At 61.5% G+C, this 15,844-nt stretch carries 12 protein-coding genes, 1 rRNA gene and 1 riboswitch; of the genes, 6 read left to right on the top strand and 7 right to left on the bottom strand.

What is annotated here, in order from left to right; all coding sequences use genetic code 11:
- The first annotated feature begins 52 nt into the window (after nt 1–52).
- Nucleotides 53–601: a nuclear transport factor 2 family protein gene (locus AC2ETI_RS25260; RefSeq protein ID WP_020908401.1), complete on the top strand. Its 549-nt coding sequence runs from the start codon at nt 53–55 to the stop codon at nt 599–601.
- 3 nt (nt 602–604) lie between these two features.
- Here the strand turns inward: AC2ETI_RS25260 and AC2ETI_RS25255 are convergent, their stop codons facing one another.
- Nucleotides 605–838, bottom strand: coding sequence for a hypothetical protein (locus AC2ETI_RS25255; RefSeq protein WP_041815078.1), 234 nt, complete (start codon nt 836–838; stop codon nt 605–607).
- A 280-nt stretch (nt 839–1,118) separates the two neighbouring features.
- Between AC2ETI_RS25255 and AC2ETI_RS25250 the strand changes: the two genes are divergently transcribed.
- On the top strand, nt 1,119–2,612 hold the full coding sequence (locus AC2ETI_RS25250; RefSeq protein ID WP_020970156.1) for a stealth family protein: 1,494 nt from the start codon (nt 1,119–1,121) through the stop codon (nt 2,610–2,612).
- A gap of 51 nt (nt 2,613–2,663) precedes the next feature.
- Here AC2ETI_RS25250 and AC2ETI_RS25245 read toward each other — a convergent pair whose 3' ends face one another.
- From AC2ETI_RS25245 to AC2ETI_RS25235, 3 genes are all read right to left on the bottom strand, one after another.
- The gene (locus AC2ETI_RS25245; RefSeq protein ID WP_020970157.1) at nt 2,664–4,031 is read right to left on the bottom strand and encodes an NtaA/DmoA family FMN-dependent monooxygenase; all 1,368 of its coding nucleotides are present in this window, start codon (nt 4,029–4,031) and stop codon (nt 2,664–2,666) included.
- A 20-nt stretch (nt 4,032–4,051) separates the two neighbouring features.
- The gene (locus AC2ETI_RS25240; RefSeq protein ID WP_151531919.1) at nt 4,052–5,398 is read right to left on the bottom strand and encodes an LLM class flavin-dependent oxidoreductase; all 1,347 of its coding nucleotides are present in this window, start codon (nt 5,396–5,398) and stop codon (nt 4,052–4,054) included.
- Nucleotides 5,381–5,494, bottom strand: a riboswitch (SAM riboswitch). Its footprint overlaps the gene before it by 18 nt.
- A gap of 78 nt (nt 5,495–5,572) precedes the next feature.
- Nucleotides 5,573–6,478: a phosphodiesterase gene (locus tag AC2ETI_RS25235; RefSeq protein WP_080910609.1), complete on the bottom strand. Its 906-nt coding sequence runs from the start codon at nt 6,476–6,478 to the stop codon at nt 5,573–5,575.
- Between the two features lie 339 nt (nt 6,479–6,817).
- On the opposite strand from AC2ETI_RS25235, the gene AC2ETI_RS25230 reads away from it, so the two are divergent.
- Both AC2ETI_RS25230 and AC2ETI_RS25225 read left to right on the top strand, forming a co-directional pair.
- Complete coding sequence (locus AC2ETI_RS25230) at nt 6,818–8,191, top strand: dicarboxylate/amino acid:cation symporter (protein WP_003940669.1); 1,374 nt, start codon at nt 6,818–6,820, stop codon at nt 8,189–8,191.
- A gap of 172 nt (nt 8,192–8,363) precedes the next feature.
- Complete coding sequence (locus tag AC2ETI_RS25225) at nt 8,364–8,723, top strand: excalibur calcium-binding domain-containing protein (protein WP_020970160.1); 360 nt, start codon at nt 8,364–8,366, stop codon at nt 8,721–8,723.
- A 52-nt stretch (nt 8,724–8,775) separates the two neighbouring features.
- On the opposite strand, the gene AC2ETI_RS25220 is transcribed toward AC2ETI_RS25225, so the two are convergent.
- Entirely contained in the window at nt 8,776–9,894 is a 1,119-nt protein-coding gene (locus AC2ETI_RS25220; protein WP_019749282.1) for an alpha/beta hydrolase, read from the bottom strand.
- A gap of 112 nt (nt 9,895–10,006) precedes the next feature.
- On the opposite strand from AC2ETI_RS25220, the gene AC2ETI_RS25215 reads away from it, so the two are divergent.
- Together AC2ETI_RS25215 and AC2ETI_RS25210 are read left to right on the top strand one after the other, a co-directional pair.
- Nucleotides 10,007–13,189, top strand: a complete 3,183-nt coding sequence (locus AC2ETI_RS25215) for a DEAD/DEAH box helicase (RefSeq protein WP_483634567.1) — start codon at nt 10,007–10,009, stop codon at nt 13,187–13,189.
- Between the two features lie 113 nt (nt 13,190–13,302).
- Nucleotides 13,303–13,878, top strand: a complete 576-nt coding sequence (locus AC2ETI_RS25210; protein WP_003940660.1) for a TerD family protein — start codon at nt 13,303–13,305, stop codon at nt 13,876–13,878.
- 83 nt (nt 13,879–13,961) lie between these two features.
- On the opposite strand, the gene AC2ETI_RS25205 is transcribed toward AC2ETI_RS25210, so the two are convergent.
- Both AC2ETI_RS25205 and rrf read right to left on the bottom strand, forming a co-directional pair.
- The gene (locus AC2ETI_RS25205) at nt 13,962–15,281 is read right to left on the bottom strand and encodes a plasmid pRiA4b ORF-3 family protein (protein ID WP_483634566.1); all 1,320 of its coding nucleotides are present in this window, start codon (nt 15,279–15,281) and stop codon (nt 13,962–13,964) included.
- A gap of 488 nt (nt 15,282–15,769) precedes the next feature.
- A 5S ribosomal RNA gene (rrf, locus tag AC2ETI_RS25200) occupies nt 15,770–15,844 on the bottom strand; the annotation flags it as partial.

Here is a 15,844-nt window from a genome sequence, read left to right as displayed (position 1 = left end):
CTGTGAACACTCAATCATTTACGCTGCAGGCTCGAATACGGTTGAACTCGAGGTGATCTCAAAGTTCGCCGCTCCCTCGCCGGAGAATATTGCCGCTCACTGGGACGAGGCCGTCGTCGTTGTCGTCATGAGCTGTAGCGTGCGATCTGCCGCACCCACGTCTACGGAGGACAGCATGCAACCCGAGGGCCCTGCCGAACAGATTCGTTCAACGCTCGCTCGGATCGCCCATCTGGCTGACACCGGCTCTGTCGAGGACTACGTCGAGCAGTTCACCCGCGAGGCCGAATGGAACATGCCGGCCAATCCCGATCGCGGTATCCCCGCACAGGTACGACGTGGCCGTGAAGAAATTGCCGCTGGAGTAGTCGAGCGCCGGGCCGCCGGCATTCAAGGTCCGGGCACATTCACACGCCACGTCACCACGGCGATCGCCGTGGACGTGACCTCGGAAACTACAGCCCGCGCGGATGCGGTGTGGACGTTCTACGTCGACACGACCACCTCGCCCAAGCTCAGCGGCGTCGGGAGCTACGCCGATGAGTTCGAACTCGAAGACGGGCGGTGGCGACTGTCGCGACGAGTGATCTCGCGCGGCTGACGGTCAGTCTTCTTCGCCGGTGATCAACTCACACCAGTCTTCGACCTGATCGATCCCCTCTTCCGCCCATTCCGGGCTCATGTCTTCCAGTGCATCGAAGACCACCTCGCAGGTCAGCATCTCCGGTGAACCCTCCGACCCCGCTGCCTCGGTTCGCTCCGCAGACGCTGTCGCAACTGGGCCGGCGGCCAGCGCAACCGCCATCGCGCCTGTTCCGACCATCGCTTTCACACGCATCGGTTCTCCTCCTTCACTCTCGCTTCGGTCCTCGGGGTACCCGACTCGCCCCGCCCTACCCATCGCCGTCACTCATGTCCGACTTTCGGCGGCGACGGCATAGACTGAGCTCGTCGCCACCACGCTCTCGCAGCGTCGGGGGCGACAGATACACAGCTGGATCAGAATCGGAAGGCATCCCATTACAGAATCTCCCGCTCCGCACGACATCTACTTCGTACCCCCGGAGCAGGACAGCCCCAATCCCGTGGAACCGGCGTCGGCCGCGTCACGCGCACGGATGGGCGAGCTACCCGAGACCGTCCGATTCAAGAATCGTTTTGCCCTCGCGATCACGACCACCACGCCGCTCGAAGCGATGGTCGAAGATCTCCTCTTCATCCGCGACATCCTCGACGCCGCAGGAATCGAGTATCTACTCGTCCGCGGAAACGACGAGCGCCCCGTGATCGCGGTGAGCTGGACCGAGCGCAAAAACCTGCGGCAGGCACTTGTCGAGGGATGCGCCAACGCACCCTTCTATTCCAAAACCGTCGACGCGAAGAAGAGCCCCGCGCTCCTTGTCGCGGACGGTGCCCTGTCGAAAACCAACAAGTCACGGATCTTCCGCTTGTTCCGTCCGCGGGTTCACGTCGCAAGCGGCATGAACTACGGCGCCAACATCGGAGTTCAAATCGAATTGTGGTCGATTTCCGACGAAGAAATCGTCCTACCCGTCGAGAACTCACTGACACGACGAACCGTCCTCCCCGAAGAAGCTGTCCGAGGAACCGTCGAGCGATTCGGCCGGATCTGGCCGACTATCGAGAACATGTTCGCCGATCATGCCTCCGATATCAGCTTCGATATCGATCTGGTCTTTTCCTGGGTCGACGGCTCTTCCAAGGAGTTTCAGGCTCAGCGCGCCAAGCGCATGCAGAACTACATCGTCGGAGAGGGCGACGAATCAGAAGCGCGCTTCCGTCAGATCGACGAGCTCAAATACGCGCTTCGATCCATCCACATGTACGCGCCGTGGATCCGGCGGATCTTCGTCGCAACCGATTCCGATCGTCCGGACTGGCTTGCCGACGATCCGCGAGTCACGTTCATGCCCAGCGAAAAATTCTTCGCCGATCCAAGTGTGTTGCCTACCCATAATTCTCAAGCTGTCGAGTGCCAGCTGCACCATATTCCGGGTCTGGCAGAGCATTTCCTCTACTCCAATGACGACATGTTCTTCGGTCGCCCCGTTGGCCCGGACATGTTCTTCTCCCCCGGTGGGATCAGCATGTTCATCGAGGCCGACACCAGAATCGGATTGGGACACAACGACAACGACCGCAGCGGGTTCGAGAATGCGGCTCGCGTCAACCGCCGGCTACTCCAGGACCGCTTCGGTCTGATGACCACCAGGCATCTGGAGCACGCAGCGACGCCACTACGCAAAAGCGTGATGGCCGAGATGGAACGCGAGTTCGCCGAAGACTTCGCCGCAACTGCAGCAAGCACCTTCCGCGCGAGTTCCAATATCTCGGTGACCAATTCGCTGTATCACTACTACACACTGATGAGTGGACGGTCGGTGGTACAGAAGTCCGCAGCCGTCAAGTACGTCGATACGACGGTCAAAGCCGGTTTGCGCGACATGGACTCACTGCTCGCCAAGCGCTCCATGGACTTCTTCTGCCTCAACGACGGCAGCGCTCCGGAGATCGATCTGGAACTTCGCACACGCAAGATCACGGAGTTTCTGGAGAGCTATTACCCCATCCCGGCGCCCTGGGAAGCCTAGACAAAACAAGGGCCCAGCCGATTTCGGCTGGGCCCTTGCTACTTCGGTCGATCAGCGTGCTGTCGCACGCTCTCGCTGCACCGGGATGGGCAGTCCGAGATTGTCACGCAACGTCGTTCCTTCGTAGTCACTGCGGAGAACACCTCGATCCTGCAGCAGCGGCACCACGTCGTCGACGAACTCGTCGAGGCCGGTCGGCACGAGGTGCGACCCGAGGATGAATCCGTCCGAACCGTCGTTGCTGACAAACGAATCTATTTTCTCGGCAACCTGCTGCGGTGTACCGACGATCGGTCCACGCTCGAACTGATCGATCACCACTTCGCGCAGATTCAACTTCTTGCTCTCGGCTACCGCGCGCAGTTTTGCGACGGTCGCGAAACGATCTTGGTGAATGAAGGCGCGGCCCTGGATGATCGGCGGAGCCTCGGGATCCGGAGCGATGTCGGGTAGTGGTCCTTCGGGGTCGTACTTCGACAGATCGAGATTCCAGATCTGTTCGAGCAGAACCAAAGCGGTCTGGCCGGTGACCTGCTGGTCGCGAATCTCTCGGTACTTCTCGATCGCATCTGCCTCCGAGGTGCCGAGAACAAAACTCGCCGACGGCAGGATCTTGATGTCACCCGGGTCACGTCCGGCCGCGACGGCACGTGCTTTGATATCGCGATAGAAATCGGCCGCCTCGGGCAACTGACCGTACGGTGAGAAGATCGCGTCGGCATTGCCGGCAGCAAAATCGCGCCCCTGCGGCGACACCCCGGCCTGCAGAATAACCGGGCGCCCTTGCGGGCTACGCGGCACTGTGAATCGGCCGTTCACGTCGAAATGCGATCCATGAAAAGCGAATTCACCGGCATCCGGTCGCGCGAGAAAGCGCCCTGATGCCTTGTCGGCCACGATGTCGTCGCTTCGCCACGAATCCCACAGTTCACGCACCAGCGCTACGGTCTCCTCCGCACGCTCGTATCGTTGCGCGCGGTCGAGGTATCCGCCGCGGCGAAAGTTCTGGCCGGTGAATGCGTCGAACGAGGTGACGACGTTCCAGGCGGCACGCCCTCCGGACAACTGATCCAGCGTCGCGAATTGGCGGGCCAGTTCGTACGGCTCGTTGAACGTGGCATTGATAGTGCCGGCCAATCCGAGGTGTTCGGTTACCGCCGCCAACGATGCAAGGACCGTGAAGGTGTCCGGCCTACCGATGATGTCTTGGTCGAAAATCTGTCCCGCACGCTCACGAAGGGCGAGGCCTTCGGCGAGGAAGAAGAAGTCGAACTTCCCACGCTCGGCGGTTCGAGCGGTGTGCTCGAAAGAATCGAACTCTATCTGGCTGCCCGCCTGCGGATCCCACCATGCAGTGTGATGGTTGACGCCGCCGAGGTAGGCACCCAGGATGACCTGCTTACGCTTCTGAGAACTCATGAAAATCTATTCCTCGTCTGTCAGGCGGCCGGAGTGCCGGCGGCGTAGCGGTTGGGAACGTCGATGGGTAGACCAAGGAGTCCGCGAAGATTCGTCTGCGGATATTCGGTGCGGAATACGCTGCGTCGCTGCAGTTCAGGCACCAGCTCACCTGCGATGGCGTCGAGGTCGTCCACGAGGACGCCCGGCCGCAACCGGAAGCCTTCGATTCCCAACTGCTGCCACCGGAGCAGGAGATCCGCCAACTCCGCAGCAGAGCCGGTGAAGGTCAGCGCGTCCGAACGGTATTCGGCGCCGGCCTGCGCGTCGAGGCGAGCGAGCCGTTCCTTTCCGGTTTCTTCCGGCGCATCGAAGAAGACGACGATGTCGGTGAAGACCCGAAGAGGTTCGCCGGTGCGCTGCACGTGTTCTTCGGCGGCTCGCACTTCACCCAGGATTGCCGTGACCTGCTCGTCGTCGAACGGCGTCACGAACACCAGATCGGCCGTCCGCGCCGCCAGCTCGTACGCGACCCGCTGATGTGCCAACGCGGTAACGACGGGATGCCCCTGCGGCGGGCGCGGAGTCACCGACGGTCCACGGACCGAGAGGTACTTTCCCTCGAAGTCGATGTAGTGCAACTTGTCTCGGTCGATGAACCGGCGCTGCTCCACATCGCGGATCTCGGCGCCGTCCTCCCAGCTGTCCCAGAGTCGCCGGATTACGTCAGCCGCCTCCGCAGCTTCGTCGAACAGGTCGCGCACGAAGTCCGGGAGGACGCCTGAAACGATCGACTGACGGTCGGCATCGGTGAGCGCTGGGATGTCGCGACGCCCGAACTGTGCTGCCTCGGATTCCGACGCCGAAACCTTCACCTGCCATCCGGCGCGACCGCGCGAGGTGTAATCCAGCGTGGCAACGGCTTTGGACACGTGAAACGGCTCGGTGTGAATGGTGGTGATGGTCGGGATCAAGCCGATGTTGCTCGTGATCGGTGCCAGTCGGGCGGCCACGAGATGTGCGTCGAGCCGAGCGCGCACCCGATCAACCGCGTCGTCGACGGGCTCGAGTGGGTTGGCCGGCACCGAGAGACTGTCCTCGATGGTGACGAAATCGAGCAGACCACGCTCGGCGGTCGTCACCACGTCAGTCCAATACGACGCGCTGAACAGCTCACTCGGGCGCGAGTGTGGCTCTCGCCAGGCTGCAGGGTGCCAACCGGCACCGTCCAGCGCTACGGCGAGATGCAACGGAGCAAGATGAGAAGAGGGGGTGGAGGTCATCGGCGCATACTCCTGTTCGAGAACTACTCGGGAGCGCACAGTGCCGACCGCAGAAACCGTCAGCACCCGACTGACGGTTCTCGTGGCGACTGCCGCTTGCGACACGCACCGCGCGTATCGCCAGGTGTGATTCCGGGGCACCCCATCGGCATGAAGGGTTGCCGTCCAGCTAGCCGGTCCTTGTTGCTGGAGCTCTGCACCTACCTCGACGGTAGTGAGTACGCGACAGCCCGGCAATCACCCCGAACTGCGCCGGGGTGCCGGAAACCGCCTGCCACCTCAGATGATCGAGCGTGCCGCCTTTTCGCTCTCGAGGATTCGAATACCGGCAGCGCTGAGCCTCCGGGCTCCCTCGGCCGCGTCGACAGGCTCACCGACCGTCACGTGCGCGCCGAGTGGAACGACCGAATGAACAATTGTCTCGTCGTAGACGTGCACCAGGTTGCACCCCTGAGCCCCGTCACGACCACGCTGACCACCGACTTCCACGTTCAAGTCCTGGGTGTAACACGTCGACGACGCCACGGACACCGGAATGCCGGCGAACGTCGCCGTCGTCGAATAGTGCAGATGCCCAGCAAGAATCGCCCGGACGTCGCTGCCACGCAAGACGTCTGCCAACCGGGACTGATCGCGCAACTCCACCAGAACCGCGAGATCCTGAATGCACGGAACCGGCGGATGATGCAGCGCCAGAATTGTTCCGTCGGGCGCGGGCACCGCCAATTCTGTGCGTAGCCAATCCAATTGACGATCCGAGATCTCACCGTAGTGATGACCGGGAACCGACGAATCCAGGGTGATCACCCGCAGTCCGTCAAGGTCGTAGACGTTGTCGACGGGATGATCGGTGGCGTCCTCGCCCAACAGCAGAGACCTGAAAGTAGAGCGGTCGTCGTGGTTGCCCATCGCCCAGATGACCTGCGCATCGATCTCGGCCGCCACGGGTTCCACGATGGCTTTCAATTCCGCGTATGCGTCGGGGTGTCCCTGGTCGGTCAGGTCGCCGGTGAATATCAGTGCATCCGGGCGTGCGCCCGAGGCCACGATCCCGCTGAGCACTTCCCGCAATCTCGTCGACGCATCCACGGCGTCGTACAACTCCCCCTGAGCCACCAGATGCGTGTCACTGAGGTGCACCAGGAAATGCTTCGGACGCGGGTACTCGGCATTCCGAACGCTCATCGGTCTCTCGCTTCCGCTTGCCGACGCTTAGGCGCCGGTGCGGCACCTACTGATCGTCGAGACTAGTCAACCGACCAACAGTGACTGATCGGGGCACGCCCGACGAACACGAAGCGAACTCCCGCGGCGACCCTCGGGATCGAGTAGTTGAAGCTGCGAGTAGTGTGTGGACAGTGTTGTTCCTGACCAGTCGGCGTTACGTCGACCTTCGCCTGCAGGCGAGCGCAATGTGTACGCGCTCGCTCTGACCTGACGCGTACCAGGAAACATTTCTTCGAATCTGCCCGGCCTCTGGTGCCGCGCTGCGTTTCGCTCCCTTGATTTTCGAAAGGCATAGTCATGCCCAGCTCCACCTCCACCGGCGTGCCGGAAAAGTCCACGTCCCGTTTTCCGTCCTGGGCGACGGCATTCGGACCGCAGATCGTCGCCGGTCTCGTACTCGGCGTCATCATCGGTCTCGTCGCCCGGGCAATGCCTGATGCAGCCGACGGCAACGTCAACTGGTTGGTCGGCACCGTACAGACCATCGGTTCGAGTTACGTCAAGCTGCTCACCGTTGCGGTGATCCCGCTGGTGTTCACCGCCATTGTCAGCTCCATCGCCAACCTGCGCCAGGTCGCCAATGCAGCTCGCCTGGCCGTGCAGACCTTGCTCTGGTTCGCGATCACCGCTTTCATCGCTGTGATCATCGGCATCATCGTCGGCCTGATCACCGATCCCGGTTCACGGACCGACGTCGCCGCCGAAGCAGCGAAGGAACCCAAGAGCTCCGGCTCGTGGTGGGCGTTCATCACCGGACTGGTTCCGAACAACTTCCTGGGGTTGGGTGCAAAGACTTCCGTCGCCGAAGGCGTGGCGACTACATCGCTGAGCTTCAACGTCCTGCAGCTGCTCGTCATCGCCGGCGCAATCGGCATTGCTGCACTCAAGATCGGTCCCAAGGCTGCGCCGTTCCTCGAGTTCAACGCTTCGCTGCTCGCGATCGTCCAGAAGGTCCTGTGGTGGATCATCCGCCTCGCCCCGATCGGCACCGCCGCGCTGATCGCCAACGCTGTCGCCACCTACGGCTGGGATGCGATCGGCTCGCTGGGCGTCTTCACCGCCGCCATCTACATCGGTCTGGCCATTGTCTTCTTCGTGGTCTACCCCATCCTGATTGCCGCACACGGTCTCTCGGTTCGAAGCTTCTTCTCCGGTGTCTGGCCCGCAACTCAGCTCGGGTTCGTCTCGCGCTCGTCGATCGGCACCCTGCCGCTGACCGAGCGCGTCACCGAACGCAACCTCGGTGTTCCGCGTGAGTACGCCTCGTTCGCCGTTCCGCTCGGTGCCACCACGAAGATGGACGGTTGCGCCGCAATCTATCCCGCGATCGCGGCAATCTTCGTCGCCGGCTTCTACGACGTTCCGCTGACCTTCACCGATTACCTGCTGATCGTCGTCGTTTCGGTCATCGGCTCGGCAGCAACGGCCGGAACTACGGGTGCGACAGTCATGCTCACACTCACACTCTCCACCCTGGGTCTTCCCTTGGCCGGCGTCGGACTGCTCCTCGCAGTCGAACCGATCGTCGACATGGGCCGTACCGCAGTCAACGTCACCGGCCAGGCACTGGTCCCGGTCATCGTCGCAAAGCGTGAGGGAATCCTCGACAAGGAGCGCTTCGACGCTCCCCGCAACGGTGATCCCTTCGCCGAGGAACTTGTCGACGCGTAACCCTCGCTGACAGCAGCAGCGTCCCCGCACCCGAGCAATACGGTGCGGGGACGCTGCTTTTCACCCCAGGTTTCACCCTTACCGAAATAGACCATTTGGTCGTTATGGCCAGTATGCTCAGCCGGCACAGCCCTCCGAAGTGGAAGGGCTGCCCAGTTGAACACGAGGTCACATGAAGCTCCGCCGTCTGGCATTCAGCATCGCAGGTTGCGCCGCAATCACTCTGGTTGCCGCACCCGCCGCTCAGGCATCCACGGTTTTCGATTTCCTACCGATCGAGATCGCACGCATGATTCCGACTGGCTCTGCCGACGCAGTCCAGCCGTTCCTTCCCCCGGTCTTCGCACCGCCTGCACCGCCCGCTCCGCAAGCGCCCCAGAACCAGCCGGCGCCGCAGAACACTCCCGCACCGGCGCGGTATTACCAGAACTGCACTGCCGTGCGTAACGCCGGCGCAGCTCCGTTGTACCGGGGCCAGAACGGATATGCCCCGCATCTCGACCGGGACAACGACGGCATCGCCTGCGAGTGATCCAACGCTCGGATTGTGGTGCACCCACAACCCGAGCACTGTTGTCGAACCGTCAGACGCCCAACGCCCGGGACAAAGTCGGCCACGCCTTGGGTAGTCGTTCACGCCAATATGCCCACGCGTGTGTGCCGTTCGGCTCGTAATCTACCTGCGCCGGAATCTTCAGCTCCTGCAACCGCGCGTCGAACATCTTGGTGCAGGCATGCGCAGCAACCTCGATGCCGCCGCCGATCACCAGACGCTCGAGTAGTTCCGGAGTCTGCAGCGTCTCGTCGGATCCGGGACGACCATTTGCCGTCGACACGTAGATTTCCTTGCCACGCAGCTTCTCTGCGTTGATCAACGAATCGTGTGCCTCCCACTCGGGGCCTCCTGGCACACCCCAGATGTTGGCCGGATCTCCGCTTCGAGAAGAAATCGTGGCCTGGACGGCAGTTCGGCCGAGCGGATCCATCGTGGAATAACAGCCGCTGAACACGGCAACGCCGCGATACATGTCCGGAAAGCGTTGGGCGAGCATCATTGCACCCATTGCGCCCATGGAATTGCCGGCAATCGCGTTGATTCCGTTGGTCTTGAGTCGCGCGTCGATCAGCGGTGGCAACTCCTCGGTGATGAAGGTTTCCCACTTGTGCAGTCCCAGCCGCGGATCCGGATTCTCCCAGTCCGAGTACAGGCTCGCGATCCCACCGTTGAGCATCACGACGTTGACGTTCTTGTCGGCGAAGAACGCCGGGGCGCCGCCGATCGTCATCCATCCGCTGCTCTTCTCACCGGCGTCGACACCCTCGAGCATGTACAGCGCCGGGCGCGGAACCGAATTGTCCGCGGGTAGCAAGATCTCGACGCCGACCTCGCGTCGAAGTGCAGGCGACGCCACCGTCAGCCTGACTGCCTGCGGTGCGGTCACCTTCTCGCCGACGATGGCCGGGACGACGATGTCGTCGCGCAGCTCCGGCTTGGGGCCCGGATCCTCCTGAAGCGGTCCTGGGATCGTCGACCCCGAACTCACGCTGCCCTCGACGCTGCCCAGACTTCCCGAGCTTCCCGAGCTCCCGGAACTCGGCGCTGCCGTCGACAGTCCGCCCAACTGCAAAGAAAGTGCACAAACGGCCAAACACACCGCACCTGTGCGCGCAGATCGGATCCACGCACGCCGCTCAGTCCTCATGAAACTCCCAAACCAGTCAAAGATGTTTCCGTGAACATACCGTGCAGTTCGGACTTTCTTGGACAAACGACCACGACAAGATCTGTCGGTCACCGCTACTAGGCTGGCCCCCGTGCAACCGGATTCAGTCAGGGCCCTCGACCTCGACCGAATTCGCGCTGTCGTGGGCACAACCACCTACGAACGCGGACTTGTCTACCTGCGGCAGAATGCAGTCGAATCCATCGCATGGAACGACACCGCTGACACCTTGACCGGCGCTGTATCGGGAACTGCGCGAGAGCCGTACACCTGCACGATTTCGGTAAGTCGCAGCGCGGCCGGTACAGCAACGTTCACGCGTGGCCTCTGCACGTGTCCCGTGCGGATGAACTGCAAGCACGTAGTCGCGTTGGTGCTCGCAGCGGTTGCCGAGGCGAACAAGACTCCACAACACCTCGGATGGGACAGCGCGCTCGAGGAGTTGCTCCGACCAGACCCGGCCGGCCGCACTACACGTGGACTTGGCATTCAATTCACCACCCGAACCAAGGGCGCATCGACAAGGCTCATCATCAAACCCGTACAACCAGGAGCGAGAGGGTGGATCTCCGGCGGGCTCGCCTGGAACAAACTCGGAAGCACTTTTCAGTTCCCCGCAGATCACCTCCGGGTTCTACGCGACATACATCTCCTCCACAGCGCCGGCAATTACTACAGAAATCAAAATGCCGCGGAAATCGATCTTGCCGGGTTCGCGAGCCCGCAACTCTGGTCTCTTCTTCGTGAGGCGATCACCGTGGGCGTTTCACTCGTTCACTCGAAGGCCGGCCTCGGCAACATCTCCCTACTCGACGATGCCAGCATCTGCCTCGACGTCCACGGTGCAGAAGACAACAACCTCCGCCTGACGCCCCGAATTCAGGCCGGTGGGCACATCGTCACCCATACCGACTGGGGACTGGTCGGCACGCCGGCACATGGCGTCTTCGCGCTCGACGCCGCCAACGCGATCACTCTCGCACCACTGCACACGCCGATAACCCACCAACTGAGGCAGTTGATCGACTCCGGAAAATCGGTCGACATACCCGCCGAGCATCGGGATGCATTCACTTCGCGGTTCGTGTTCAAACTCGGAAACCTCGCTCCCGTCATATCTTCCGACGGCGCCTACAACCCACCGACTGTGTCCGGTCCTCGGCTACAACTGGTCGCCACGTACGCGGACAACCACCGCATCGACATCGAATCGGCATGGAAGTACACAGTCGATGCCGACGAACTGATCATTTCTACCGCAGACACAACCACCGACGAGTCCGAGATCCGCAACCACGTTGCCGAAGACGCCATTGCCAAGAGCCTCGGTGCGGCCGCGGCGAAGGCCACTCTCGCGGGAACGTTGGCCGGCCTCGATTCCATGCAGTTCACACTCGACCTCCTCCCCCAACTCGACGCGAACGACGACGTCGACCTCACCGTCGTGGGCACTCCCGCCGACTATCGGCCCGCAGACGACGCTGTCGTGATCGGCCTCAGCACGTCAGCCCCCGACGGGAGCAGCGGATCCGACTGGTTCGACCTCGACGTCACCGTCGACGTTGCGGGACAAGGCGTTCCGTTCACCACGCTGTTCTCCGCCCTGAGCAAGGGTGAGACTCACATACTGCTGCCGGACGGCGCCTTCTTCCGACTCGACGCACCTGACCTTCTCGGTCTACACCGACTCATCACCGAAGCGCGGTCGCTGCTCGATCGACCAACCGGCAAACTCGCGATCAGCAAGTTTCAAGCCGGGCTGTGGGAAGAATTGACGGCACTGGGAAGAGTCGAACATCAGGCAGCAGCTTGGAAGAAGCAGATCGCAGGATTGCTCGGCGGTTCCGGGATCGATCCCGTCGACGTCCCCGCCACGTTGACGGCAACACTGCGCCCCTATCAGGTCGACGGATTCCGCTGGCTCAACTTCCTCCGGCAGCACAGCCTGGGCGGCATACTCGCCGACGACATGGGCCTGGGCAAGACCCTGCAAACTCTCGCAATGATCTGCACTGCACGGCAATCGAATCCAGCGGCGCCGCCCTTTCTGATCGTTGCTCCCACCAGCGTGGTCTCCAATTGGAAATCCGAGGTGGCCAAGTTTGCACCAACCCTCCACACCGCTGTCATCACGGATACTCTGCGGCGCAGAAGAACCGACCTGGCAACACTCGTCGACGGGGCGGACATCGTCGTGACGTCGTACGCTCTCTTTCGCCTCGACACCGATGCGTATTCGGCGGGCGTCTGGTCCGGACTGGTACTCGACGAAGCCCAATTCGCCAAGAACCACAAGTCCAAGGTCCACAAGTGTGCGACGGCAGTGAACGCACCCTTCAAACTCGCGATCACCGGCACTCCCATGGAAAACAATCTCATGGAGTTGTGGTCGCTCCTCGCGATCACTGCACCAGGACTGTTCCCCAGTCCCACCACCTTCACCGACGTCTACCGCAACCCCATCGAAAAGGAAGGCGACACAGAGCGATTGGCGCAACTTCGGCGGCGCGTCAAACCGCTGATGGTTCGGCGCACCAAGGAACAGGTGGCTGCAGACTTGCCGCCGAAGCAGGAACAGATACTCGAGATCGAGTTGCATCCGAGCCATCGCGCGATCTACGACACCCACCTGCAACGCGAACGGCAGAAGATTCTCGGACTGCTCGACGACGTCGACAAGAACCGATTCACGATCCTGCAATCGCTGACGGTGCTACGCCAACTCAGTCTCGACGTCTCGCTGGTCGACGAGGAAAGCGGACCTGTCCCCTCAGCCAAGGTCGACGCTCTCGTCGAGCAATTGGACGACGTCATTGCGGGCGGACACCGTGCGTTGATCTTCAGCCAATTCACCGGGTTCCTCGGTTCTGTCCGCAAACGACTCGAAGCGGAAAAAATTCCGTACAGCTATCTCGACGGTTCGACGCGCAATCGCGGTGAAGTGTTGGAGGAGTTCAAGTCTGGCGTAGCCCCCGTATTCCTGATCAGCCTCAAGGCTGGTGGCTTCGGCCTCAACCTCACTGAGGCCGACTACTGCTTCATTCTCGACCCTTGGTGGAACCCGGCCGCCGAGGCACAAGCGGTCGATCGCACTCACCGCATCGGGCAGACACGAAACGTCATGGTCTACCGTCTCATTGCCAAAGACACGATCGAAGAGAAGGTCATGGCGCTCAAAGCCAAGAAGTCGGCATTGTTCTCGAATGTCATGGACGCCGAAGGGACACTCGGCACCGGACTCGACGCCGAGGATCTTCGCGCGCTGTTCGAGTGAGGTAGCTATTCGGTCGAACCGCACCTACCCGCTCACGGTAATGTGAGTCGAGAACGGACAACACAGAACTCCCGAACGAAGAAATCCACTTCGTTCGAACGAGAGGAACCTGAATGGGCGTCACACTTGCCAAGGGCGGCAACGTATCTCTGTCGAAAGCCGCACCCAACCTCACCAAGGTCGCAGTCGGTCTCGGCTGGGATGCACGCAGCACCAGTGGTGCCGACTTCGACCTCGACGCCAGCGCGTTGGTCACCGGCCCGGAACGCAAGGTTCTTTCCGACCTGCACTTCGTCTTCTACAACAACCTTCGCTCGCCCGACGGATCCATCGAGCACACCGGCGACAACCTCACCGGTGAAGGTGACGGCGACGACGAAGTCATCAACGTCGACCTCCCGGCTGTACCGCCCAACGTCACCAACATCTTCTTCCCCGTATCGATTCACGACGCCGATGCCCGACTCCAGTCCTTCGGGCAGGTCACCAACGCCTACATCCGCGTCGTAGATCTGTCGAATGGATCCGAGCTGGCACGATACGACCTCTCGGAAGACGCTTCCACCGAGACCGCCATGCTTTTCGGTGAGCTCTACCGCCACAACGGCGAATGGAAGTTCCGCGCAGTCGGACAGGGCTACGCATCCGGACTCGCCGGCATCGCCCGCGACTACGGCGTCAACATCTGATCTCTACCAGGACACGAAACGGGGTTCGATTCGGCATTGCCGGATCGAACCCCGTTTCGGTTGTCTGCATCGAACGCGCGAGTTTAACGCTGCAGGATCGCCCTCGCGAGGTGAGCTGCCCAGGGAGAGTCCGCTTTGGTGCCGAACTTCCCCAGCTCGTACCCCGTAGCGCCGATCAAACCGAGCACCTCTACGGTGCTCCCGGACGTGTCACGTTTGGAAGTCTGAGCGCCGGACATGAGGAGGCTTGACGACCGAATCGACTCCAGTGCTCCCGCGACGAAGCGATGACGATCTGCCGGCGACAAACCAGCGGCTACGGCGAGGAGGACAAGAAGTTCCACTGCTCGCTGCGAGCCGCCCGGCGCAACCGGAACGCTGTCGACGATCACCGACCACATGATTGATGCGTCCCGCTGCGCTGACTGTCCCCGCTTCGTCAGCACAATCTGCCCTTTGTGCTTTCGCACCAGGCCAAACCTCTTGAGTACTGCGAAGAGTGATCGCCCCTTGGGAAGGTTGACAGGACCTAGTTCGGGTTCGTCGAGCATCGCGTCGACCGTCGTGAAGAAGTCATCAGCGTCGACCCCTTCGACACCGATCAGCGTCAAGACCGCTTGAAGGCGTTGGCCCGCCTCGACGTGGACCAACTCTCCGATTGCCGACTCATCGTCAATGCCGGCTCGAGCGAGGACCGCGCGCAGTTCCGGGACTCGCGAGGGTTCCAGGCATTCGACGAGCATTGCGATGTCGTACGGCGCAACGATCTCGTCCGGTTGAGGTATATGAAGTCGATTGTTGACCTCAGCGATCTCGAATCGTGTCGGCTCGAATTCGGTTTGCGGCCATTCGAGGGTCCATTCGTGGGAGCGCAACTTCTCCGAAGCGAGGACACCGAGGAGCTGCTCGTACTCGTCAGGCCCGACGCATTCCTCCGGCGGACACGCACCGCGACCCGCGGCACACACAATTTGGAATCCGTCGGGCAGTACTTCCGAAGATTCAATTGTCAGCGTGTGACTCCAGTTTCCGAAGCGTCCGTAGCGATATCTAAGTTCATCGCCGGGCGAGACCATGACCTCGTCCAGACGTACCGCAGACTCTACGATCGCCACTCGTCCGGCGAGGCGCTGCTCGGCGTTGCTTCCGGAAGCTACATACTCTTCGACCTCGCCGGGAAATCGGGTTCCTGACTTGGACCACGAGTGCGAATGACGGTCACTCCACCCCATTGCCCGTTGAACCACCGAATGCAGGTCGCCCAGATTCAAATCCGACGCGACGAGAATTCGTCGCCAGATCTGAGTGGATACATTGTCGACGCTGATACGTATCGCGTATTGCGCCGGTACCGCGCGCCTCTTCGAACGTAACGATCGCGCAATCTGAATGCCCCCACGCACTCCGCCAGCTTCTTGTACAAACCTTTGCAGTTCTTCAGGTTCCGTCGGAACGAGTCGCAAATGCGACACCCGCGAGCTGCTCAACCCCACCATGACACTCAGCCTAGGCCAAAGTACTAGGGACAAAGGCACAAAATCGGAGAGTACTTCGCACCTATGAGAGGGTTCACAATCTGTACCTTGGCTAACCAGTCGCTATGCGATCCCGCATGGCAACTTCCGCGGTCCTGAATCCGAGCCTGCCCTGATCGTGCGAACGGTACGTTCGGTCGATCTGAGGCGACGAATGTACCGTTCGCTCGAAGTCGGGGGTGTGCCGGCCGTGCTCTTCTGCTCGTGATGGTGCGAACGGGGCGTTCGGTCGATCTGAGGCGACGAATGTACCGTTCGCTCGAAGCCGGGGGTGCCGGCGACGGGATGTTTCGGGGTGTTTTGGGTACGAGAAAGCCCCCCAACCATCACTGGTTGGGGGGCTTCTCGTAATTTGTGTTCGGCGGTGTCCTACTCTCCCACACCCTGTCGAGTGCAGTACCATCGGCGCTGAAGGGCTTAGCTTCCGGGTT

The organism is Rhodococcus sp. MurmanLake-1 (assembly GCF_056945715.1).
Note: the sequence above shows the minus strand (reverse complement) of the source record. Positions and strands in the feature narration are given on the sequence as shown.

What these genes read in the sequence shown, in the direction of transcription:
- AC2ETI_RS25255 (WP_041815078.1), bottom strand. Translation starts at nt 838, where the DNA reads ATGCGTGTGAAAGCGATGGTCGGAACAGGCGCGATGGCGGTTGCGCTG.
- AC2ETI_RS25230 (WP_003940669.1), top strand. Translation starts at nt 6,818, where the DNA reads ATGCCCAGCTCCACCTCCACCGGCGTGCCGGAAAAGTCCACGTCCCGT.
- AC2ETI_RS25220 (WP_019749282.1), bottom strand. Translation starts at nt 9,894, where the DNA reads ATGAGGACTGAGCGGCGTGCGTGGATCCGATCTGCGCGCACAGGTGCG.
- AC2ETI_RS25210 (WP_003940660.1), top strand. Translation starts at nt 13,303, where the DNA reads ATGGGCGTCACACTTGCCAAGGGCGGCAACGTATCTCTGTCGAAAGCC.
- AC2ETI_RS25225 (WP_020970160.1), top strand. Translation starts at nt 8,364, where the DNA reads ATGAAGCTCCGCCGTCTGGCATTCAGCATCGCAGGTTGCGCCGCAATC.
- AC2ETI_RS25245 (WP_020970157.1), bottom strand. Translation starts at nt 4,031, where the DNA reads ATGAGTTCTCAGAAGCGTAAGCAGGTCATCCTGGGTGCCTACCTCGGC.
- AC2ETI_RS25235 (WP_080910609.1), bottom strand. Translation starts at nt 6,478, where the DNA reads ATGAGCGTTCGGAATGCCGAGTACCCGCGTCCGAAGCATTTCCTGGTG.
- AC2ETI_RS25250 (WP_020970156.1), top strand. Translation starts at nt 1,119, where the DNA reads ATGGGCGAGCTACCCGAGACCGTCCGATTCAAGAATCGTTTTGCCCTC.